The sequence below is a fragment of the Brevibacillus sp. HD3.3A genome (assembly GCF_013284375.2).
GTDB lineage: Bacteria > Bacillota > Bacilli > Brevibacillales > Brevibacillaceae > Brevibacillus > Brevibacillus parabrevis.
In genome coordinates, this window is sequence record NZ_CP085874.1 from 3,587,691 (window position 1) to 3,608,547 (window position 20,857).

The window sequence follows — 20,857 nt, forward strand, 5'->3', positions numbered from 1 at the left end:
CTATTCTTGTCCTGTGAGGAGCCTTTTTCATGTCATTTTCTGTCAATCAGCCTTTCCACTGGATGGATTCAGGAATTTATCAAGGGCAACCGCTTGAACCGTTGTATCGCGATGAGGCTTTGGCGGCTGGTATGCAACGGGAATCTGCTGTACCGATCATCCACCTTTGGGTATACGATCAGGCTTTGTATCTGGGGCGCAGAGACGCCAGACTCCCCCATCTGGAGCAAGCTCTGCACCAGTTCGGTCAGGATGGCTTCGGCTGTGTGCTGCGATCTTCCGGCGGCGCCTGTGTACCGCTGGATGCTGGTGTGCTCAACATCGCCTGGCTCTTGCCCGATACGGCAATCTCTATCGATGCTTTCTTTGCTTTTGTAGCCGACATGCTTCAAGTTGGGCTGCGCGACTACGGCGAGCTGGAATTTGGCGAGGTCGTCGGATCTTACTGTGCCGGAGAGTACGATTTTTCCTTGCACGGGAAAAAAATCGGGGGAATGGCGCAGCGCCGTACCCGCTACGGATCGATTTTGCAGATTTGCATTAATATAGAGGAAAGACCGCGCGGGGAATGGATGGAGCGTTTTTATGCGCTGGCCGGACTGGATGAGATGGAAGCGCACAAGCCGATTCCTGGCATCGTTGGCTCGACGGTAGGCAGCATTGCCGGACTGACCGGGAAGCCGACTACTGTCGACGATGTAAAAGCGCGTTTGTTCGCTGCGATTCGTTCCCAGTGGCCTGTCATCTCTGTTCCTTTTTCCGTAGAGGAGTCGTTGCTGGCCGAATCAGAGCATCATCTGTCCCAGCGCTTGCAGCTTTTCTCCTTTACCGCAAAAGAACTGGCTATACCCCAATGGCGTTTGCCTAAATAAGCTTTTCCATCTGGAAAATCAGGTGGTGTAGCCGGTGAGACTTTGGGAGGATTTATGAATAGCGATCGAAAGGGGACGTTTCAGGATCTGAATGCCCTTTTTGTTTTTGGAGCACTCTCTGTACTTGCGATTCACATTCTCGGTTTTTTTGTGGAAAACCAGCAAGACTATCCTTGGAATGGCGAAATCGAAACCGTTCTGCTCATTTTGTTGCGCTTCGGGCGCTCTCTGTTTATTTTTGCGACGGGCATGCTGCTGTTTTACTGGTATCAGCAACGGGAGATGAACTGGGCTGTCTTCTGGAAAAAGCGTTTTCGGGTCATCATTGTGCCGTACGTGATCTGGACGGCGATCTTCACCTGTTTCAAGCTCCAGACGGTTGATCCGAGTGTGTTGGCTGTTCCGTTTTTGGACAGCCTTTTTACCGGCAGCGCCTTTTACCATCTGTACTACATCCCGCTTTACTTGCAGCTGTGTCTGCTGTTTTGCCTGATCAAGCCATGGTTTGAGCGATTTTTGCGCTTTCGCACGCTCGTTGTGCTTTTTGTTGGACAAATCGGCTTGTACGGGATTTACAACTACTTGTTCATCCACCCGCTCTGGGAAATCGACTGGGCAGCTTCACCGCTTTTGACTTTTTTCCAGCATACGTATGTGGCTGGACAAAACTACGTGCATATGTACATCTTCACGTTCGCCCTCGGTGCGTACGCTGGCCTGAATCTGGAAAAATGGCGAGCCTGGACATGGCGTTTGCAAGTGCCTGCCTGTATCGTCACGCTGATCACCGCGCTCTGGATTGCAAACGATTTCGTGAGCGGCTCGAAGTCGTATTACGAGAGCCTGAACATCTTCAAGCCGCTCTATTTGCTCTATACGACAAGCTTTCTGATCAGCTTCTACTCGCTTTCCCGCTATCTCGGAAAGCTGCCCAAGTTCGGGCAATGGCTATCGGACATGGCCCGGCAAAACATGGCGATCTATCTCGTCCATCCGCTGATCTTGTTTTTGCTTGAGAGCTATGTCATTTTCCGGCTGGATTGGTCCACGCCCTGGATTATGCTGGCGATGTTCGTCGTGACGCCGCCGCTCTGTATTTTCCTGTACGAGCATACCCTCGTCTCGCACTGGATGCGGGGAAAAGGCAAGGCGACATCCAAGCCGCTTTACAAGACGGAAGTTTACAAAGCATAGCGCCCCGCGTTTGCTTTCCTCCAAACTCCTAATGTAATCAAAGGCTCCTTCTTGCATACTAGAATCAGGGACAATTGTTCCACACCTCGATTCTTTGCCTGGCAAACTGCCGGGCTTTTTTTGTGTAGATCTACCGCTGGCACCGCACTTACGGTATCATAGAAGAGGATCACTGGCAGCGCATTGGCTGCCGTAGACGACAGAAAAGGTGGTCGATCTGATGAATCAGGAAATTCCATTGTTACATACTCCCATTAAAGAGCTTATTATCGCTTCCACTAAGGTCGCTCATGTGCAATTGGGGAACTCACTTGAGCACGCCCTGCTCGTCCTCATCAAATCCGGTTACTCGGCTGTTCCGGTACTGGATCACCAATACCGTTTGCACGGTTTGATCAGCACGAACATGATTATCAACAAATCGCTTGGACTCGAACGCTTCGAGCTTGAAAAAATCTCCGAGCATACCGTCGATGATGTCATGGACACGAAAGTGCCGCGTCTGAATGATACGGATGAATTTTTAAAGGCTTTGGAAGTCTCGATCAATCACCCGTTTGTCTGTATTGAAGACAAGGAGCATTACTTCCAAGGAATTTTAACGCGCAAATCGATTTTGGCTCTGGTTTATCGCCATTTCCGCAACTTGCCGTACCCATTGGCCGAACAGCAGTCGGCACAAGAGAAAGCTTGACGTTGCATGCAAAAAGACGGGGGCCAGCGCCGCCGTCCTTTTCGTTCTCCATCAGCTTTTCCCGTCATTCCTGTTTGCGGTGATCGTGCTTCAGGTCCTTCTCTTCCCATCCCCGCTTTTTCCCTTCGTCTGTGAGCACATAACCGTACTGCATCACATCGTTGTGAGCGAAATAGATGTAGGTCACTTCCGGCTCGTCCGCAAAGACGACTTCCGCTAAAAAGCTCGGCAGCTTCTTGCTCCATACCCCTGTTACCGACTTGATCTGCTCTGGCTTGTAATGCGCTTCCTCTACCAAATATGTTTTCACGCGCTCGGCGTAGGCGTACTTGTTGTATTCGACATAAACAAAAGGCGTCAGCACGAGCAAGAGCACAACGACCAGCACAATCCACCACACGTAGCGTTTCATTCACAGCTTCTCGCTTTCTCTTTTTCCCAAGATTATACATAGCTGCTCTCTTTCGTCAATACGTGTCTTGCTTTTCCCGCCAAAATGAAAAAGCAGACGTTGCTCTCGCAATAGTCTGCTTTCCAGCGTCAACCGTGCAGCCGCAAGTATTGGGCCGCATGTTTTTTCCTGAGCTTTTGCTCCTCGATCAATGTCAATGCATACTCCATCGGATGACGATACGTCTGCTTGAACATCGCTTTTTCCCCTGCTTTGAAAAAGGAATAGCGCTGATCGCGCACATTGACCTCGATCAAATACGGATTGCCTTTCTCGTCGATCCCCATGTCCATGCCAAGGTCGGCCAGAGAAGGAAAATGACGCCCGTACTGCTTCGCGATCGCTACTGCCGCGTCATTGATTCGCTGGACCGTCTGCGCTTGTTGTTCAGGCGTGAACAGGGTCGACACAGCCTCCGAAAAAGGGACCGCTCTTCCGCCCCGTGAAAGGTTGCTCAGCTTGTTTTTGCTGTTGGCCACTTTGGCAACCATACCGCTCACTGTCCAGTCCCGCTCCCTGTTTTTTTGCACCGATACACGGATGTCAAACGTTTTTCCTCCGTAACGCGCCAGCGGAATCCCGCGCTGGATGAGAAAGCGCTTGTTGCCGACCCAACGGCGGACAGCCGCCAACAGTTCGGGGCGTGACATCACTTTGCGTTTTTTCGAAGCGATAAAGTGGTAGTCGCTGCCGTGTCGCTCGATTCTGGCTACTCCGATGCCGACAGAGCCAATCGACGGCTTGACGTAGACAACTTGGTATTTATCGAGAAACTGGCGAAGCTGTTCTCCTGAATAGGGAACCGTGTTAGGCAAGTATGGACGAATCTGCTCATTTTTCCAAAGCATCTGGTGGACCTTGCGCTTGTCGCGGACAACGAGGCCGTTAAAGACCGTCTTTTTCCTGCTCAATCTGGAGATGACGGCACGGGCCTTTTGATCCCCTGTCAGGACGCGATTATGGATCACTTTCGGTATATGGACCAATCGGGAAACGAGTCTGTGTCCGTTCCAAAAATAGCCCTGCACCCGTTCATCGCCTGCAAGGACATGCCTGGGGTGAAAAAAGACAGGCTCCAATCCGAGCTCTTTGCCGATTTCCACATAGTACGGCAGACGCTCGTAAGACTTGTCTCCTTTGATCCCTTTCTGCATAATGCCCCAATCCAACATAATGCCGATTCTGTTCACAAAAGATCCCCCTTGCTCCATTCCTCACCATAAGGTATGTGTGAAAAACGGCAGGGGCGTGCCTATTTTGCGAACAGCAAGCCTATTCCAGCTCCAGACAAATTTCTCGTACCCGTTCCGTAATCTGTCGGAATATGCGCTTGCCCGGGAAAGGGAAATGAACTCATTGCCCCCGGCGTTCGATCGCCAGCAAAAAGGGAGCCTGGTTTTGCTGGTTGACGTACTGGTATTTCAGCACGAGAAACTCAAGCTGGCTGAGTTCCTGGCAAAAAGACTCGACAGCTTCCTTTTCGACTTCGCCTGCTGTGTGGCCCCAGTAGATCATGACGGTCATGACTCCCCCTGGTCGAAGCACTTGCAGACCAGACTGGATCGCTCGAATCGTGCTCGTCGCTTGCGTCGTAATTTCTTTGTCGCCGCCTGGCAAATAGCCGAGATTGAACATGATCGCACCTGCTTGCCCGTCCAGTCGGTCGATCTCCTCGTGACTGGCCAGCTTCAGCTCGACGCGCTCTGCCAAGCCTTCGCGCTCCAATCGCTCTTTCGTTTTGGCAATCGCCTGTGGCTGAATATCAAAAGCGATGACTTTCCCGGTCTCCTGGACGAGCTGCGCCAAAAACATGGTGTCATTTCCGTTGCCCATCGTGGCGTCAATCACCGTTTCTCCCGGTTGTACTCGCTCGCGAATCAGTTTTCGTGCTACCTCTAATACATTTGGAAACACTGCCCTCTCTCCTCTCTTTGTGTCGCACACGCCGCTTATAGTTCGATTTTCAATCCAATCCGGGCCGCATAGACGGGACCTGCCACAAACGCCCCTGCCTGCGCCAGCACGTCGCTCTCCGGATACCCGTGAAACAGATGGGTGATCAGCAAAGAACGACAGTGGTGCGCTTGCGCCAACTCCGCTGCCTGGCGAACGGACAAATGCCCGTTTGGCCTGAAAGGCAGGTTATGATCCAAATAAGTCCCTTCGCAAATGAACAGGTCTGCCCCATCGACAAAACCGCTCCAGTTGGTGCCAGGCCCGCTGTCTGCGCCATACACCAGCGTCTTGCCGTTTGCCACAAGGCGCATCGCATAGCAAGGATCGCCGTCTCCATGGTCGGTACGCAAAAAGGAGATGTGCGCATCTCCAATGGACAGGCTGGTCTCCGCGTGAACCGGGAAAAAGCGGGTTGCGTCCCGGTACGTCAACGTTTTTGTCTGTCCCTCTGGCTTGTCTGGAGCATAGATAGGAAGCGGCTTGTCGGCAGGCCGCTGTCCAAACAGTTGATGAACCATCAAGCCGTACTGCAACACACCGACATCTGCCACATGGTCGTGATGATAGTGAGACAATAGCAAGGCATCCACTTCGTAAACAGGCAAATGAACGCCTAACTGGGAAAGCACCCCGCTTCCGCAATCCAGGAGCAGCTTCACTTCCTCTGTTTCGATCAAATAGCCTGGAGTGGCACCCTGAGGGCCTGGGTAAGGAGATTGGTAGCCAAGTACGGTTACGCGCATATTCGGTTCACTCCCATTCATAGGATGGAATAAGGTGGGACAGGAGGTCTGAGATGCAAGGAACATGGAGAGCCTCATGGCAAATCGCTTTTACGTATATCGGTACCGTCGTAGGGGCTGGTTTTGCTTCTGGCAAAGAAATTGTCGAGTTCTTTGTTCAATACGGAACGCAAGGCTTGATCGGCATTGTCATCGCCACAAGTTTATTTGTATGGGCCGGAATCCGTGTCATGCTGATTTCCTATCGCATCCAGGCCAATTCCTATCAAGAAGTCAGCACATATTTGTTTGGGCACCCTTTTGGCACGGTTTTCAACACGTTGCTATTGACGGTGTTGCTAGGAACTACATCCGTCATGTTAGCGGCTACTGGCGCTATTTTCTGGGAGTCGTTTCGCTTGTCTCCGCAAATCGGCATTTGGCTTAGCATGATCTTGATTTTCTTCGTGACCCGCAAAGGGTTGTTTGCCATCCATCAAGTAAACAGCATCTTTGTACCGATGCTGATTTTGTTTACGCTGCTCGTGTTTCTCTATTCGAAGCCGTGGCTGTTTACAGGCGTCACGGTAGAAGCCGTACGCCCCTTGGCCTGGATCAGCTCTCCTCTCTATTATGTTGCCTTAAATGTCACGCTTACACAAGCAGTTCTTGTGCCAATCGGCAGACATAGTACGAGCGAAAAGCCACTGATCGCCGGCGGAATCATCGGTGGACTGGGAATCGGCCTGCTCCTATTGCTCGCCTATTGCTCGCTGTCGGTAAAAATGCCGGGTATCCAGGAGGCGGAAATGCCGATGATTGCCTTGCTAAAAGGACTGGGCAAAGGAATCCCCTTTTTGTTCTCGCTGCTGGTCTACGCGGAAATTTTCTCGACTCTCGTAGCCAACGTCTTCGGCCTGGCCCAGCAAATCCGCCAAGTTACCCGGTTGCGTGGCCCGACAATTCTTCTCGGGATTTTACTGATTTGCTACCTGGTCAGCTTTATCGGCTTCAGCTCGCTGCTGCGCTTTTTGTACCCGCTGTTTGGGCAGCTTGTCCTGTTTTTCCTGGTGATGCTCGTCTACAGACAATGGCGGGATCGCGCCTGGTAATAACGCAAAAAACCTCTCCGTTTTTCGGAGAGGTTTTTTCATCGAAACCTTATGCAAATTCTGCAACCAGTTTGTCGAAGTCTTCTTGGGAAAGACGAATGTCTTGGTTTGCCAAGCCTTCTTCTTTGAAGCCTTTTACGAGAGCTTCGTAAGGTTTTTGCTCGGTGTTTTGGTAGATCAGACCAGTGATCAGACCTTTGTATTGCATGGAAGTAGACATAGCCTTGATGCGGTCATGAGGATCGTAGCCTTCGATTGTGTCTACAGGCACGATGTTCTCTTTGAACCAGTCATAGGTGTTTACTTTGTTATAGGTTACACAAGGGCTGAATACGTTGATCAGGGAGAAGCCTTCGTGTTGGATACCTTTTTCAATCAGATCAGTCAAACCTTTCAGGTCGCTGGAGAAAGATTGAGCAACGAAAGTCGCACCAACAGACAGCGCCAGTTCAACTGGAGTGATGGAAGACTCGATAGAGCCTTGCGGTGTAGACTTGGTCACGAAACCAGTCGCGGAACGCGGGGAGGTTTGACCTTTTGTCAGACCGTAAATTTGGTTGTCCATTACGATGTACGTAACGTTCATGTTACGACGGATCGCGTGTACAGTGTGGCCCATACCGATTGCAAATCCATCCCCGTCACCACCCGCTGCGATAACAGTCAGCTCGCGGTTTGCCATTTTCACACCTTGTGCGATTGGCAGGGAACGTCCGTGAATACCGTGGAAACCATAGCAGTTGATGTAACCGGAAATGCGCCCGGAACACCCGATACCAGAAATAACCGCCAGATTTTCAGGTTCCAGACCTACGTTTGCTGCGGCGCGTTGAATAGCCGCCTGGATGGAGAAGTCTCCACAGCCTGGGCACCAGTTAGGCTTTACGTTATTTCGAAACTCTTTCATAGTCGCCATGTTTTACCAGCTCCTTCACTTCAGCATAGATTTCCTTCGGCAGGAATGGGTTACCGTCATATTTGAGCACAGATTGGATTTTTTCAGCGTTTCCAACGTGTTGTTTGAGCAGGTTTGTAACTTGTGCTTGGATGTTGTGCTCGACAACAACGACTTTCTTCGCTTTGTCCACAAGTGCTTTGATTTGTTCAGTTGGGAATGGGTGCAGCAAACGGATTTGCGCGTGGTTTACTTTCACTCCCTCTTTTTCCAGACGGCCTTTTGCTTCTTGAATCGTACCGATGGTAGAGTTGATACCTACTACCAGAACATCCGCTTCAGCGTGAGGTGCATCGACAGTTACAGGGTTTTTGAAAGTTTTCAGTACGCCTTCCAGCTTGCGCATACGTTTATCCATTTGTTGAACACGGTTAGCAGCATTCTCGGACGGACGACCCGTTTGATCATGCTCAACACCTGTTACGTGGTGCAGACCGTATTTTTGACCAGGAATTACGCGTGGAGAAACGCCGTCTTCGGTTACTTCATAACGTTTGAACAGGTCGTTTTGCTCTTTTTCTGGCAATTCTTGTCCAGCAAGCAGTTTTCCGCGGCGGATTTCTACTTGGCTGTAGTCAAATGGAGTAACAGTTTGTTTGCCCAAGGAAAGAGTCAGGTCAGTCATCAAAATAACTGGCAACTGATATTCTTCGGCAATGTTGAAAGCTTCAACGGCATCGTAGAAACACTCTTCTACTGTGCTTGGCGTGATAACGACTTTTGGAATGTCACCGTGAGTACCATAAATCATCGCATTCACGTCGGATTGCTCGATTTTGGTAGGCATACCTGTAGATGGGCCACCACGTTGCGTGTTCACGATCACAACTGGTGTTTCTGTGATACCAGCCAGACCGATTGCTTCCATCATCAGAGCCAGACCAGGACCTGCAGAAGCAGTCAAGGAACGGGCACCACCGTAGTTAGCACCGATTGCCATTGTAATCGCAGCGATCTCGTCTTCCGTTTGGATAACGGTTCCGCCCAATTTTGGCAGCTTTTTGATCAAGTATTCCATTACTTCGGAAGCAGGTGTGATCGGGTAAGCTGGCATGAAGCGGCAGCCTGCTGCTACAGCACCCAGAGCGATCGCATCGTTACCGATCAGGAACAGTTGTTTTTGCGGATCTGCTTTTTCCATTTGGAATTCAGGCAGTTGACCGCCAGTCAGTTCATTTACGAAATCAAATCCGCGACGAATGGCATCCATGTTCTTTTCAACCACTTTTTCGCCTTTGCGGAGGAACATATCTTCAACGATAACACGGTAACTTTCCACTGGAATGCCGAGGATTGCACTGGACGCACCAATCGACACCATGTTTTTCATCAGGGAAGTTCCCAGTTCATCAGCAATCTCAGTTAGTGGTACAGTGAAGAAGCGAACTGGCTTCAACCCGTCCGGCAACTTTGGATTGAATTTAGCATCCGCGATAATGATGCCGCCTTCGCGCAGCTCATGCGCATTGAAATCGATCGTCTCCTGGTCAAACGCTACGAGAATGTCCAGATCGTCAGAGATCGCACGCATTGGTGTTGTGCTCACGCGAATTTTGTTGTTCGTGTGTCCACCCTTAATACGGGAAGAGAAGTGACGGTAGCTGTACAGATGGTAACCCATCCGGTTCATCGCCATCGAGAAAATCTCACCAGTACTCTCGATACCCTCCCCTTGCTGTCCTCCAACTTTCCAGGAAAGTTGACTAATCATTCAGATTCCACCCTTTCAGTGACTGTGAGAAAGCTGCCCATCTTACCCGAAAAGATTGATAAGATGTGACAATTCTGTGCATAGACAGTAACAATTGTAGTCCTGTCCCTGTCAAATTGCAAGTGCTTTTACTCAACTTACTTTTGACCTGAATTTTAATGTTGAACTTGGTACATTAATATCCTCATGTATTATTGTAGCACGTTTCCGAAAACACGCAACCAATTTCCTCGCACAAATTTCAATACTTCCGCCTCTTTGTAACGTCTAAGCAGAGCTTCTAGTAATTGGGAATACGCTGCTGAGGAAGACAGGTCGCCAAAGGTGTTCGTGATGCCGTCAAAGTCGGAACCAAACGCAACATGATCGACTCCGCCCAGCCCGCATACGTGATCCAAATGGCGCAGCAAGTCATCAATCCATGCCGTCCGCTTCTCTTCCACCGTGAAAAAGTCGACAAACGTCAGCCCCATGACTCCATCCTTGGCAATCAAGGCGCGAATCTGCTCGTCCGTCAAGTTGCGCGGATGGCGGCAAATTTGTCGCGCATTGGAGTGGGAAGCGATGACAGGTGCTTTGGAAATCTCCATCACGTCCCAAAACCCCGGATCGGCCAAGTGGGAAACGTCGACGATCATCCCGAGCCGATTCATTTCTTCTATTACTTGTCGACCAAATGCGGTGAGTCCACCCGGGTTCGGTTCCCCGCTGCCATCTGCCACACAGTTGCCGTGGTTCCAGGTCAATGTCATTCCGCGAACACCAAGGCGATACCATGTGCGAAGCTGTACGAGGCTTTCCTCCAGGGCGTGTGCTCCTTCTACAAACAGAATAGCCCCTTTCTCCCCCTTTAATACGCGCTCGTCCAAATCAGCTTTCGTGTAAATCGGGCGGAATTGTTCACTCGCCACCTTTTCATAAAATATATCGATCATTTCTAGTATCGTATGAAAACGGCGGCCATAAGGCACATGAGTAGGAACAAAACAGGCAAGCACCTGTATATCTACATTCCCTTTCACGAGAGCGGGAAAACCAGCCTGCAAAAAATCGTCTTCTTTATAGAAGTCACGCTCCGGCTCTTTCCACAGCTTGCACAATACATCGCAATGCGCATCGAATACGTTCATGATTCTCTCTCCTTCTATGTAACCGCATATTTGCACACGAAAAAACCTGTTCATTCTTCGAACAAACAGGCAGGCGATACGTTTGCAGTTTTATTATCTGGGTTCTACGATTAGTTTGATTGCAGTACGCTCTTCTCCATCAATCACGATGTCGGTAAAGGCTGGAATACATATGAGGTCAACTCCACTCGGCGCTACGAACCCTCGTGCGATTGCTACGGCCTTCACAGCTTGATTAAGCGCCCCAGCGCCAATGGCTTGGATTTCAGCTGCACCGCGTTCTCTAAGAACGCCGGCAAGGGCACCAGCAACGGAATTGGGGTTAGACTTTGCTGAAACTTTTAATACTTCCATCCTTTTTGAACCTCCCGTCTGATAGGAATCCTGTCATCATTAGAATGATATTCGCATAACCCCTAAAAATTCCTGCTAACTCGCTAGAAAGATTCAAAAAATTCTAATCTTATGTTTATTATTCCATAAACGGGTGGTCTGCGTCAATTCTGATTCGCTGCAATTTCTTCGCGTGACCAGTGGCTTTATCCAGCGTAATCAGGACAGCGTTCAACTGCGCCGGGTCAGGCGCCACTTCGAAACGGACAGGCAGCTGGGTCAAAAATTTCTTGATCACGGCTTCCCGCTCCATCCCGAGAATGCCATTGCTTGGGCCGCACATGCCCACGTCGCACAAAAAGCCTGTTCCTTGCGGCAAAACCCGTTCGTCAGCCGTCTGCACGTGCGTATGCGTACCTACAACCGCGCTAACCCGCCCGTCGAGGTACCAGGACATGGCTTGCTTCTCTGATGTCGCCTCGGCGTGAAAATCGACAAAAATCAATTTGGTGCGTTTGCGCGCTTGCTCAACCAGTTTGTCTGCCATCTGAAACGGGCAATCGAGCGGAGGAAGGAACGTCCTGCCCATCAAATTGATTACCGCCAGCTCTCCTTCTGGCTGCTTGATGTATGTAATGCCTTTTCCAGGCGTTCCTGCCGGAAAATTCGCCGGACGAATCATTCGCGGCTCATCATCGATAAAGTCAAAAATTTCTCGTTGATCCCACGTATGGTTTCCGAGCGTAATCGCCTGGACTCCCCATTCGAACAGCTCTTTCGTAATTTTTTCTGTAATCCCGCGACCGTGTGCCGCATTTTCGCCATTGGCGACGATAAAGGTTGGTCCGTATTTTCTTTTCAAAAGCGGCAGGTACGTTTTCACGATTTCTCTGCCGGGCGATCCCATAATATCTCCGATAAACAACAGCTTCATCTGACATTCACCTCATTGCTAGTATACACAACTGCAAGCGTTTAGAAAAAAAGTAAAGTGGCCATTAGCCACTTTACTTTGCATACTCGACTGCCCGTGTTTCACGGATGACCGTTACTTTGATATGTCCCGGGTAGTCCAGTTCATTTTCAATTCGTTTTGTGATCTCCCGTGCCAGACGGGTAGCTTCCGCATCATCAATCTTGTCAGGTTGAACCATTACGCGAATTTCGCGTCCCGCTTGAATCGCATAAGACTTTTCTACGCCATCGAACGACTCAGAGATTTCTTCGAGTTTCTCCAAACGTCTGATATAAGTTTCCAATGTCTCACGGCGTGCGCCTGGACGTGCAGCAGACAGAGCATCTGCCGCTCCCACGAGCATGGCAATGACGGAAGTTGGTTCGGTATCACCGTGATGAGAAGCAATACTGTTGACAACAACATGATGCTCATTGTACTTCTTGGCCAGCTCCACACCGATTTCCACGTGTGAGCCTTCCACTTCATGGTCAATCGCTTTTCCGATATCGTGCAGAAGACCTGCACGTTTGGCCAGCTTCACGTCTTCTTTCAGTTCTGCTGCCATCAAGCCAGCGAGATGAGCCACTTCCATCGAGTGCTTCAGCACGTTCTGACCATAGCTGGTACGATAACGCAGTCGTCCCAAAATCTTGATCAGATCCGGATGCAGGCCATGTACGCCAGTTTCAAATGTTGCTTGTTCTCCGTATTCACGGATACGCTCGTCTACTTCGCGGCGCGCTTTTTCCACCATTTCCTCAATGCGGGCCGGGTGGATGCGTCCGTCTGCAACGAGCTTGTCGAGCGCCGTCTTGGCGATTTCCCGACGGATCGGATCAAAGCCAGACAGGATGACTGCTTCCGGAGTGTCGTCGATGATCAGATCGATTCCTGTCAACGTCTCCAAAGCACGGATGTTTCGTCCTTCCCGTCCGATAATCCGTCCCTTCATCTCATCGTTTGGCAACGTCACCACAGAAACGGTTGTCTCTGCTACGTGATCAGCTGCACAGCGCTGAATGGAGGTGGTAATAATTTCGCGAGCGCGCTTGTCCGCCTCTTCTTTGGCCTGCGTCTCTATCTCTTTGATCATCACGGCCATTTCGTGGCGAACGGTATTTTCCACGTCAGTCAGAATGATATTTTTCGCCTCATCCTGCGTCAATCCGGAAATGCGTTCCAACTCGGAAACTTGTTCTTTATATAAGTGCTCTACCTTGCTTTGCAGTTCTGCGATGGCGCGGTCGCGCTCAGCCAATTCTTCCTCTTTGCGCTCCAACTGTTCCATCTTGCGGTCCAGCGTTTCTTCTTTTTGAAGAATGCGCCGTTCCTGACGCTGGATCTCGTTGCGTCTTTCGCGCAACTCGGTTTCTGCTTCGGAACGAAGTTTGAACACTTCATCCTTGGCTTCCAGCACCTTTTCCTTTTTAACGGCTTCGGCGTCCCGTTTCGCTTCCTCGACGATCTGGCGTGCAGCTTCCTCCGCACTGGAGATCTTTGCTTCCGCAATCGATTTTCGAATGAAGTAGCCAGCACCCAAGCCGATGAGCAGGGCGACGAGCACGATGACAACTGTTAGTATAGGCTCCATAGACTTTTTCGTTTCACCTCCTTATTGTAAGATCTCCCCGCTTTCCAAGCATTCGTTTTTCATGGAGTGCCGCTTTCGTTTTGCTCTCACATAGAGCATTCGCTAAAAAACAAGACCGATTTTACTCGGTCCGCTGAATCCGTACTGCTATCGCACGGTTGTTCAGTTGTTTCACAGGCAACGAGTGAGCAAAGCGTCAAAAGTTATGATACACCAAGTAAATACAAACCTATTTTATTATTTGTGAACAAGAATTGTCAAGATCATGCAAATAGAGTCAGCGCTCTTCGTCCCTTCTCTGACGCAATTCTGTGCGAACTTGCTGGATGATGGAATGCGAGAAGCCCTTGCGCATCAGCATGGCGAGTAGTTTTCGCTCCTCGTCAGGATTCGGCGCTCCTGTGATCCGCCGCGCTTTCTTCTCTATCAAAGCGCGGGCAGCTTCCAGTTCAGCCTCTCTTGAAACGCCTTGCACGGCATCTTCGGCAATCGCCTTGTCTACCCCGCGCTGCGCCAGTTCCATGCGCAGCATGTAGGAGCTTCGCGGCTTCAGGCGCAGCCGTTCTTCCACCCACTGCTTGGCAAATGCTTCATCGTCTATGTATCCGTGATCTTCGCAACGCTGGCAAATCTCATCGGCAACTTTTGCATCAAAGCCTTTGTCCAGCAAATACGCTTGCAACTGACTGCGGGTGCGCGGGCGCATCCCCAAGTATTTCAGGGCGCCCAAATACGCCTTGTGTCGCTCTTCCGCCACCAGCACTTCACAATAAAACGACTCGTCCACATCGGTGCCTTTAAATAGGTTGTACTTTACCAGTATGTCTTCATGTACCGTAAACGCATACTCCCCATCCAAATCAATGTGATACCGCTGTTTTTGCTTGTTGTCGCGGTGAACGGCAGTGATTTGGCCGCTCTTCATTTTGGCCCACTCCTTTCTTCGGCTTTGTTGTTCAATCTAATAGAACATAGAAAAGCCTCGGGACGTCTGTCACAGAAAACAGCCTGTCTCATCGACAGGCTGTTCACTTATGCTCCATTACTCAAGGTCAAATGCTGGCTCTTCGTCTTGCTCAGGATCGACGACTGGTTCTGCTTCAGGAACAGAGCCTGGATTGAGGCTGAAATACTCGCGAACCTTTGTCTCGATTTGGGAAGCAATATGCGGGTTTTCTTTGAGGAAGACTTTCGAGTTTTCCCGTCCTTGGCCGAGGCGCTCCTCGTTGAAGGAGTACCAAGCACCACTTTTTTGTACCACATCGATTTCGGAACCGATATCGAGGATGCTGCCCTCTTTGGAGATCCCTTCCCCGTACATGATGTCCACTTCAGCGACTTTGAACGGTGGCGCTACTTTGTTTTTCACGACTTTGATCTTGGTCTTGCTGCCAAGGATGTCGTTACCGACTTTGATCGATTCTGCTTTACGAACATCCAGACGCACGCTGGCGTAGAATTTCAGAGCGCGTCCACCTGGAGTTGTCTCTGGGTTACCGAACATCACGCCTACTTTTTCACGCAGCTGGTTGATGAAGATCGCGATTGTCTTGGACTTGTTGATCGCACCGGACAGTTTGCGCAAAGCTTGCGACATCAGGCGGGCTTGCAAACCTACGTGGGAATCTCCCATCTCGCCTTCAATCTCTGCTTTTGGAACCAGTGCTGCTACAGAGTCCACTACGATGATATCTACTGCACCGGAGCGCACCAGCGCTTCGGCAATTTCCAATGCTTGCTCCCCTGTATCCGGCTGGGAAAGCAGCAACTCATCGATGTTCACGCCCAGCTTGGCTGCATAGACAGGGTCCAGTGCATGCTCGGCGTCGATGAAAGCCGCTTGTCCACCTTGACGTTGTACTTCTGCGATCGCATGGAGCGCTACGGTTGTTTTACCGGAAGACTCAGGACCATAAATCTCGACGATACGGCCACGTGGGAATCCACCTACACCCAATGCGATATCCAACGCTAACGCACCACTGGAAACGGTCGAAATCTGAACGTTGGACACCTCTCCCAACTTCATGATGGAACCTTTTCCGAACTGCTTTTCTATTTGACGCAATGCACTCTCCAAAGCTGCGCGACGATCTGACAAATGGTACACACCCTTTCACTTTTCGCATCTCTTTTGCTTGTCTTCATCATACATCGAGATAGAACCGTTTGCCAAGTGTTTTTTGCGAACAAATATTCGCATTGTAAAAAACAGCCATTTTCTGGATAGTTCCAGAGAAATGGCTGTCTGTTTTTCACCTGAGCAATTAGGAGCGTTTTGCACCGCGCGGCTTTGCCGGCTCCAGGTTGATGCGTTTGCCGTTGATGCGGGTTTGGCGCAGCGACTCGTAAACGAATGCCGCCACTTCTTCCGGCACTTCCACGAACGTGAAGTTCTCGAAAATGTCGATGCGGCCAACCGATTTGCCAGGAATGCCTACCGACTCGGAAATCTCGCGCACCAAATCTTGCGGCTTCATGTTCGCATTGCGGCCTACGTTCAGGAAGAAGCGAACCATGCCTTTTGCAGCACCCGTCTCTCCGAAGTTGTACGCTTCTGCCTCCTGCATTTGGCCTGCTTCGGAATGGAAAGCCAGATGCAGGGCAGCAGCCGCGACTTTCTCAGCCGGGTATTGGGCGACGAGCGATTCCGCAACCTTTTGGTACATATCCGCGATCGCATCGCTCTCCAAAAGGCTTGTCAGCTGCTCGCGAAGCTGTTCTTGCTTGCGCTCCGCCACTTCCTCAAGCGACGGTACGTTGCGGGACAGCACTTGCGCTTTTGTCTGCTTCTGGATGAACATCATCTGTCTGACTTCGCGCGGCGTCACCAATGTCATGGCGATTCCTTTGCGTCCTGCACGGCCTGTACGGCCGATCCGGTGCACGTAGCTTTCGGAGTCTTGCGGAATGTCGTAGTTGATTACGTGCGAGACGTTGCCTACGTCGATCCCGCGCGCTGCTACGTCTGTTGCGATCAAAAATTCAATCGAGCCTTCACGGAAAGAGTTCATCACTTTGTCGCGCTGTGCCTGGGACAGGTCACCGTGCAAGCCATCTGCCAAGTATCCGCGGGATTGCAGCACTTCGGACAGCTCATCTACGCCGCGTTTGGTACGGCAAAAGATGATGCCAAGCTCTACATCTTCGCTGTCGAGAATGCGACACAGGCTCTCTACTTTGTTTCGGTCGAACACTTTGTAGTACACTTGCTCGATCAACGGCGCTGTCACTTCTTCGCGGCTGACAGCGATCGTTTGCGGCTGTTTCATGTAACGGGTAGCCAAACGCTTGATTTCAGGCGGCATCGTTGCAGAGAAGAGCAACGTCTGGCGCTCTTCCGGCATATGATTGATGATTGTTTCGATATCTTCGATGAAGCCCATGTCCAGCATTTCGTCCGCTTCATCGAGAATGAGCGTATGTACATTCTCCAGCTTCAGCGTTTTGCGACGCAAATGGTCCATGACGCGTCCAGGGGTTCCCACCACGATCTGTACGCCTTGGCGCAGAGCGCGAATCTGGTGACCGATGGACTGTCCGCCGTAGATTGGCAGTGTGCGCACTTTGTTGTACTTGGAGATGCGCAAAAGCTCTCCGGCAACCTGGATGGCCAACTCGCGAGTCGGGGTCAACACAATCGCTTGTACGCGATTGGCTGGTGTAATTTTTTCTACAAGCGGAATCCCGAAAGCCGCTGTTTTTCCCGTTCCGGTCTGTGCTTGACCGATCAAGTCTCCTCCGTCCAGCACTTTCGGAATGCAGGCTGCCTGAATCGGCGATGGCTCTTCGAAGCCCATATCGTGGATCGCCTGCAAAATGGATTTATGTAAAGGAAAATCAGAAAACATCGTCATGAAAACGTCACCTTTCTTTTTGCATTTGCAGCGCATAAAATAGCGCAAATTTGGCGGCACGCCCAACAATCGCCTTTCTTCTGCCTGCAAGGCGAAGCTCTTTGACTACTGTTGGCATCCCTTCACCCGCAATCCCTACGTAGACAAGACCTACAGGCTTGCCTTCCGATGGATCGGGACCAGCCACACCCGTCACGGAAACTCCGTATGTGGCTCCCAGCTTGGCTCGTACATTCTCCGCAAGCAGCTGCGCTGTCTGGCGGCTGACTGCGCCGTCTGTGGACAACACTTCTTCAGGCACGTCGAGCAGCTGGTTTTTCACATCGTTTGTATAGCAAACGATGCCTCCTTGGAAAACAGACGAACTGCCAGGAACGGAAGTAATGAGCGAAGCGATCGTGCCGCCTGTACAGCTCTCTGCACATGCGATGGTCTCGTTTCGCTTTTTCAGTTCGCTTACCAATACATCGTGCAGGGAAGAATCCTCCCCCATCCCGTACACGTACTCGCCAACGCGCTTGCGAATCTCCTCCTCGACCGGCAAAATCAAGGCTTCTCCTTCTTCTGCCGTTGAGGCCCTCGCCGTAATCCGCAGCGTTACTTCAAATTCTTTTGCATACGGAGCAATCGTCGGGTTGTCCTGTTTTTCAATCAGATCCAGCAACCGCTCCTCCAGAGCAGACTCACCGATCCCGTAGAAGCGCAGCACATGAGAATGAAATACTCGCTTCTCCGGCAACAGATCCGTCAAGTACGGCATGACGTAATGCTCCACCATCGGGTACAGCTCGCTAGGCGGTCCAGGGAGAAGCACGAACGTGCAACTGTCATGACGGATCGCCATCCCAGGCGCCATCCCGAAGTCATTGGGGAAGACATGGCTGCCTGAGAGAACCAGCGCCTGCTTCCGATTGTTTTCCGTCATGACAATCCCACGTTGCAAAAAGAATTGTTCAATTCTTTCCATGGCTTCCGGATTTGTCTCCAGTCCGACGCCCACGTGCCCTGCCACTGTTTCTTTTGTCAGGTCATCCTGAGTCGGTCCAAGCCCACCCGTAAAAATGACAAGATCGGAACGGTCGGCTGCGAGGGCGATCACCTGCTGCAACCGCTGCGTGTTATCGCCGACAACGGAATGAAAATACACTCCGACACCAATTTCCGCCAGTTTTTGCGAGAGAAACTGAGCATTGGTGTTGGCAATCTGGCCTAGCAAAAGCTCGGTACCTACTGCGATAATCTCCGCTCTCATTTTCCTCATCCATTCTCTTTGAGAGTAGAAAAGCCTCTAACCAAACAGTTTATCACCGATAGTGGCGCAAGAGAAGAGTCTTGTGAAAAAAGAGACCAATACCCGTAACTACGAGTATTGGATGACGTTGCGATTTTTCGCAAAGTAGTCGTACCCGGAATAAAGCGTAATCACAACCATGGCCCAAGTGGCTACCTCATCGAAGGGAATCCCGAAAAAGCCGAATGGGAAATTGCGGATCATGACGGCTGTAATCGCCACGATCTGCACCCATGTTTTCAGTTTACCCAAAGCACTGGCAGCAATTACCTGTCCTTCAGCCGCAGCAACAAGGCGCAAACCTGTTACAGCAAACTCCCTGCTGATAATCACAATCGCAATCCACGCCTCCAGCCGCTGCATCTCCACCAAGGAAATCAAGGCAGCAGAGATGAGCAGCTTGTCGGCAAGCGGGTCCAAAAATTTTCCGAGATTGGTCACGATCTTGCGTTTGCGTGCAATGTAACCGTCGAGTCCGTCCGTACTGGCTGCTAGGATAAACACCAAAGCCGCAATCAGCTCGTTATACGTCATCGTCAGGCTGCCAATGGAAAATGTCCCGATGTTGTAACGCACCAGCAGAAAAAACATAACTACCGGCACCAGGAAAATCCTGGCGAGGGTGATGCGGTTGGCGAGATTCACCTAGACTACCTCCCCGGCCAAATCGTATTCATAGGAGTGTGTGATCTTTACCTTTACGATTGAGCCTAATTTGCCTTTGAATCCGGTTACGAATACTTCCCCGTCAATTTCCGGGGCATCGTATTGCGTCCGGCCTACATAAATGTCGTTGCGCCCTTCGTAACGCTCAATCAGGACGTCCAGCTCCTGGCCGACAAAGCGGCCATTGCGCTCGCTTGCAATCTCACGCTGAATTTCCATCAGCATGTTCGCCCGCTTTTCCTTGACCTCTTCGTCCACATGATCAGGCAGACGGGAAGCCGGGGTGTCCTCTTCATTCGAATAAGTGAACACACCCAAACGGTCAAAACGGATGTCTTTCACGAAGTCGGACAACTTGGCAAAGTCCTCTTCGTTTTCGCCAGGGAAGCCTACAATCAAGGAAGTTCGCAGGGCAACATCCGGTACTTGCGCGCGGATTTTACCGACAAGCTCGCGAATATCCGTTTGGCGACCCGGACGACGCATTCTTTTCAGAATGTGGTCTTCTGAATGCTGCAATGGCATGTCGATGTATTTGCATACCTTTGGATTCGTAGCAAACGTTTGAATCAATTCGTCTGTAAAAAAGCCCGGGTATGCGTAATGCAGACGAATCCACTCGATTCCCTCCACTTCGGCGAGCCGGTTGAGCAGCTCGGGAAGCATCAACTTGCCATCGTAAATATCTGTACCGTAGTTCGTGGAGTCCTGGGCAATCAAGCTGATCTCCACAATCCCCTGCTGCGCCAGATGGCGGGCTTCCTCCAGAATGGACTCGATCGTCCGGCTGCGGAATCCGCCACGCATCAGGGGGATACTACAGAAGGTACAGGCATTGTCGCATCCCTCGGCAATTTTAATGTATGCCGAATACGTGCCTTCTTTCACTTTTCGCTTGACGACATCTTCGTACGCAAAGATTGGGTTGCCCACAAAAATCGGACGCTTGCCTTCCAGCGATTCTTCAATGATCCCTGTAATCGACATAAAATCGCCTGTTCCGACAATGCCGTCCACTTCAGGGATCTCGTTCAAGATATCCTCTTTGTAGCGTTGTGTGAGACAGCCTGCCACCACAAGCGATTTCAGCTTGCCGGCTTCCTTCAGCTCGCCCATCTCCAGAATCTTGTTCACAGATTCTTCCTTGGCGGCATCAATGAAGCCACAGGTATTGACGATGACCACGGTTGCTTCTTCCGGATTGTCAACCAGTTCATAGCCTTTTTCATCTATCAGATGGGCCATCATGTCGGAATCGACCAAATTCTTCTCACAGCCCAGCGTAACAATCGCTACTTTTTCACGCGTGCCTACCTTCTCTGCCATCTTTTTTCCTCTTTCCTCCAATTGGTCATACCAGCCCA

General features: G+C 50.7%; 20 protein-coding genes. 4 read left to right on the forward strand and 16 right to left on the reverse strand.

The genetic code is table 11. The features are described from left to right. Window positions 1–29 precede the first annotated feature (29 nt). From HP435_RS16415 to cbpB, 3 genes are all read left to right on the forward strand, one after another. Window positions 30–872 (forward strand): lipoate--protein ligase family protein, encoded by an 843-nt coding sequence (locus HP435_RS16415; RefSeq protein WP_122965269.1) that lies wholly within the window; start codon window positions 30–32, stop codon window positions 870–872. A gap of 54 nt (window positions 873–926) precedes the next feature. Further along, the gene (locus HP435_RS16420) at window positions 927–2,066 is read left to right on the forward strand and encodes an acyltransferase (RefSeq protein WP_173598860.1); all 1,140 of its coding nucleotides are present in this window, start codon (window positions 927–929) and stop codon (window positions 2,064–2,066) included. A 220-nt stretch (window positions 2,067–2,286) separates the two neighbouring features. Beyond that, on the forward strand, window positions 2,287–2,760 hold the full coding sequence (cbpB, locus tag HP435_RS16425) for a cyclic-di-AMP-binding protein CbpB (protein ID WP_122965267.1): 474 nt from the start codon (window positions 2,287–2,289) through the stop codon (window positions 2,758–2,760). 64 nt (window positions 2,761–2,824) lie between these two features. On the opposite strand, the gene HP435_RS16430 is transcribed toward cbpB, so the two are convergent. The 4 genes from HP435_RS16430 to HP435_RS16445 all read right to left on the reverse strand — a co-directional run bounded on the left by HP435_RS16430 (window position 2,825) and on the right by HP435_RS16445 (window position 5,910). After that, on the reverse strand, window positions 2,825–3,172 hold the full coding sequence (locus tag HP435_RS16430; protein ID WP_122965266.1) for a DUF3139 domain-containing protein: 348 nt from the start codon (window positions 3,170–3,172) through the stop codon (window positions 2,825–2,827). 128 nt (window positions 3,173–3,300) lie between these two features. Next, window positions 3,301–4,401 (reverse strand): YheC/YheD family endospore coat-associated protein, encoded by a 1,101-nt coding sequence (locus HP435_RS16435; RefSeq protein WP_122965265.1) that lies wholly within the window; start codon window positions 4,399–4,401, stop codon window positions 3,301–3,303. A gap of 163 nt (window positions 4,402–4,564) precedes the next feature. Next, complete coding sequence (locus HP435_RS16440) at window positions 4,565–5,125, reverse strand: tRNA 5-(aminomethyl)-2-thiouridylate-methyltransferase MnmM (RefSeq protein WP_063227550.1); 561 nt, start codon at window positions 5,123–5,125, stop codon at window positions 4,565–4,567. Between the two features lie 35 nt (window positions 5,126–5,160). Beyond that, window positions 5,161–5,910 (reverse strand): MBL fold metallo-hydrolase, encoded by a 750-nt coding sequence (locus HP435_RS16445; protein ID WP_173598861.1) that lies wholly within the window; start codon window positions 5,908–5,910, stop codon window positions 5,161–5,163. Between the two features lie 53 nt (window positions 5,911–5,963). Between HP435_RS16445 and HP435_RS16450 the strand changes: the two genes are divergently transcribed. Then, on the forward strand, window positions 5,964–7,001 hold the full coding sequence (locus HP435_RS16450) for a YkvI family membrane protein (RefSeq protein ID WP_173598862.1): 1,038 nt from the start codon (window positions 5,964–5,966) through the stop codon (window positions 6,999–7,001). 49 nt (window positions 7,002–7,050) lie between these two features. Here HP435_RS16450 and HP435_RS16455 read toward each other — a convergent pair whose 3' ends face one another. From HP435_RS16455 to rimO, 12 genes are all read right to left on the reverse strand, one after another. Then, complete coding sequence (locus tag HP435_RS16455) at window positions 7,051–7,917, reverse strand: 2-oxoacid:ferredoxin oxidoreductase subunit beta (protein WP_122965262.1); 867 nt, start codon at window positions 7,915–7,917, stop codon at window positions 7,051–7,053. Beyond that, on the reverse strand, window positions 7,889–9,667 hold the full coding sequence (locus HP435_RS16460; RefSeq protein ID WP_122965261.1) for a 2-oxoacid:acceptor oxidoreductase subunit alpha: 1,779 nt from the start codon (window positions 9,665–9,667) through the stop codon (window positions 7,889–7,891). The genes HP435_RS16455 and HP435_RS16460 overlap by 29 nt, the downstream gene beginning before the upstream one ends. A gap of 191 nt (window positions 9,668–9,858) precedes the next feature. Further along, window positions 9,859–10,797: a dipeptidase gene (locus HP435_RS16465; RefSeq protein WP_173598863.1), complete on the reverse strand. Its 939-nt coding sequence runs from the start codon at window positions 10,795–10,797 to the stop codon at window positions 9,859–9,861. 93 nt (window positions 10,798–10,890) lie between these two features. Continuing rightward, a complete protein-coding gene (gene spoVS / locus HP435_RS16470; protein ID WP_003385776.1) occupies window positions 10,891–11,151 on the reverse strand; it encodes a stage V sporulation protein SpoVS in 261 nt (86 codons plus the stop codon). 118 nt (window positions 11,152–11,269) lie between these two features. Then, window positions 11,270–12,064 carry a TIGR00282 family metallophosphoesterase gene (locus HP435_RS16475; protein WP_173598864.1) on the reverse strand — a complete coding sequence of 265 codons (795 nt, stop codon included), beginning with the start codon at window positions 12,062–12,064 and terminating at the stop codon, window positions 11,270–11,272. Window positions 12,065–12,137: 73 nt separating this feature from the next. Next, the gene (rny, locus tag HP435_RS16480; protein WP_122965258.1) at window positions 12,138–13,679 is read right to left on the reverse strand and encodes a ribonuclease Y; all 1,542 of its coding nucleotides are present in this window, start codon (window positions 13,677–13,679) and stop codon (window positions 12,138–12,140) included. A 277-nt stretch (window positions 13,680–13,956) separates the two neighbouring features. After that, window positions 13,957–14,604 carry a regulatory protein RecX gene (locus HP435_RS16485; RefSeq protein WP_173598865.1) on the reverse strand — a complete coding sequence of 216 codons (648 nt, stop codon included), beginning with the start codon at window positions 14,602–14,604 and terminating at the stop codon, window positions 13,957–13,959. Between the two features lie 117 nt (window positions 14,605–14,721). Then, window positions 14,722–15,780 (reverse strand): recombinase RecA, encoded by a 1,059-nt coding sequence (recA, locus tag HP435_RS16490; protein ID WP_122965256.1) that lies wholly within the window; start codon window positions 15,778–15,780, stop codon window positions 14,722–14,724. Between the two features lie 166 nt (window positions 15,781–15,946). Further along, complete coding sequence (locus HP435_RS16495; protein WP_122965255.1) at window positions 15,947–17,536, reverse strand: DEAD/DEAH box helicase; 1,590 nt, start codon at window positions 17,534–17,536, stop codon at window positions 15,947–15,949. A 7-nt stretch (window positions 17,537–17,543) separates the two neighbouring features. Further along, window positions 17,544–18,788: a competence/damage-inducible protein A gene (locus HP435_RS16500; RefSeq protein WP_122965254.1), complete on the reverse strand. Its 1,245-nt coding sequence runs from the start codon at window positions 18,786–18,788 to the stop codon at window positions 17,544–17,546. 108 nt (window positions 18,789–18,896) lie between these two features. Further along, the gene (pgsA, locus tag HP435_RS16505; protein WP_063227562.1) at window positions 18,897–19,472 is read right to left on the reverse strand and encodes a CDP-diacylglycerol--glycerol-3-phosphate 3-phosphatidyltransferase; all 576 of its coding nucleotides are present in this window, start codon (window positions 19,470–19,472) and stop codon (window positions 18,897–18,899) included. After that, entirely contained in the window at window positions 19,473–20,819 is a 1,347-nt protein-coding gene (gene rimO / locus HP435_RS16510; protein WP_173596504.1) for a 30S ribosomal protein S12 methylthiotransferase RimO, read from the reverse strand. It lies immediately after the preceding gene. Window positions 20,820–20,857 lie beyond the last annotated feature (38 nt).

What these genes read in the sequence shown, in the direction of transcription:
- HP435_RS16415 (WP_122965269.1), top strand. Translation starts at nt 30, where the DNA reads ATGTCATTTTCTGTCAATCAGCCTTTCCACTGGATGGATTCAGGAATT.
- HP435_RS16420 (WP_173598860.1), top strand. Translation starts at nt 927, where the DNA reads ATGAATAGCGATCGAAAGGGGACGTTTCAGGATCTGAATGCCCTTTTT.
- cbpB (WP_122965267.1), top strand. Translation starts at nt 2,287, where the DNA reads ATGAATCAGGAAATTCCATTGTTACATACTCCCATTAAAGAGCTTATT.
- HP435_RS16430 (WP_122965266.1), bottom strand. Translation starts at nt 3,172, where the DNA reads ATGAAACGCTACGTGTGGTGGATTGTGCTGGTCGTTGTGCTCTTGCTC.
- HP435_RS16445 (WP_173598861.1), bottom strand. Translation starts at nt 5,910, where the DNA reads ATGCGCGTAACCGTACTTGGCTACCAATCTCCTTACCCAGGCCCTCAG.
- HP435_RS16450 (WP_173598862.1), top strand. Translation starts at nt 5,964, where the DNA reads ATGCAAGGAACATGGAGAGCCTCATGGCAAATCGCTTTTACGTATATC.
- HP435_RS16455 (WP_122965262.1), bottom strand. Translation starts at nt 7,917, where the DNA reads ATGGCGACTATGAAAGAGTTTCGAAATAACGTAAAGCCTAACTGGTGC.
- HP435_RS16460 (WP_122965261.1), bottom strand. Translation starts at nt 9,667, where the DNA reads ATGATTAGTCAACTTTCCTGGAAAGTTGGAGGACAGCAAGGGGAGGGT.
- HP435_RS16465 (WP_173598863.1), bottom strand. Translation starts at nt 10,797, where the DNA reads ATGAACGTATTCGATGCGCATTGCGATGTATTGTGCAAGCTGTGGAAA.
- spoVS (WP_003385776.1), bottom strand. Translation starts at nt 11,151, where the DNA reads ATGGAAGTATTAAAAGTTTCAGCAAAGTCTAACCCCAATTCCGTTGCT.
- HP435_RS16475 (WP_173598864.1), bottom strand. Translation starts at nt 12,064, where the DNA reads ATGAAGCTGTTGTTTATCGGAGATATTATGGGATCGCCCGGCAGAGAA.
- rny (WP_122965258.1), bottom strand. Translation starts at nt 13,679, where the DNA reads ATGGAGCCTATACTAACAGTTGTCATCGTGCTCGTCGCCCTGCTCATC.
- HP435_RS16485 (WP_173598865.1), bottom strand. Translation starts at nt 14,604, where the DNA reads ATGAAGAGCGGCCAAATCACTGCCGTTCACCGCGACAACAAGCAAAAA.
- HP435_RS16495 (WP_122965255.1), bottom strand. Translation starts at nt 17,536, where the DNA reads ATGACGATGTTTTCTGATTTTCCTTTACATAAATCCATTTTGCAGGCG.
- HP435_RS16500 (WP_122965254.1), bottom strand. Translation starts at nt 18,788, where the DNA reads ATGAGAGCGGAGATTATCGCAGTAGGTACCGAGCTTTTGCTAGGCCAG.
- rimO (WP_173596504.1), bottom strand. Translation starts at nt 20,819, where the DNA reads ATGGCAGAGAAGGTAGGCACGCGTGAAAAAGTAGCGATTGTTACGCTG.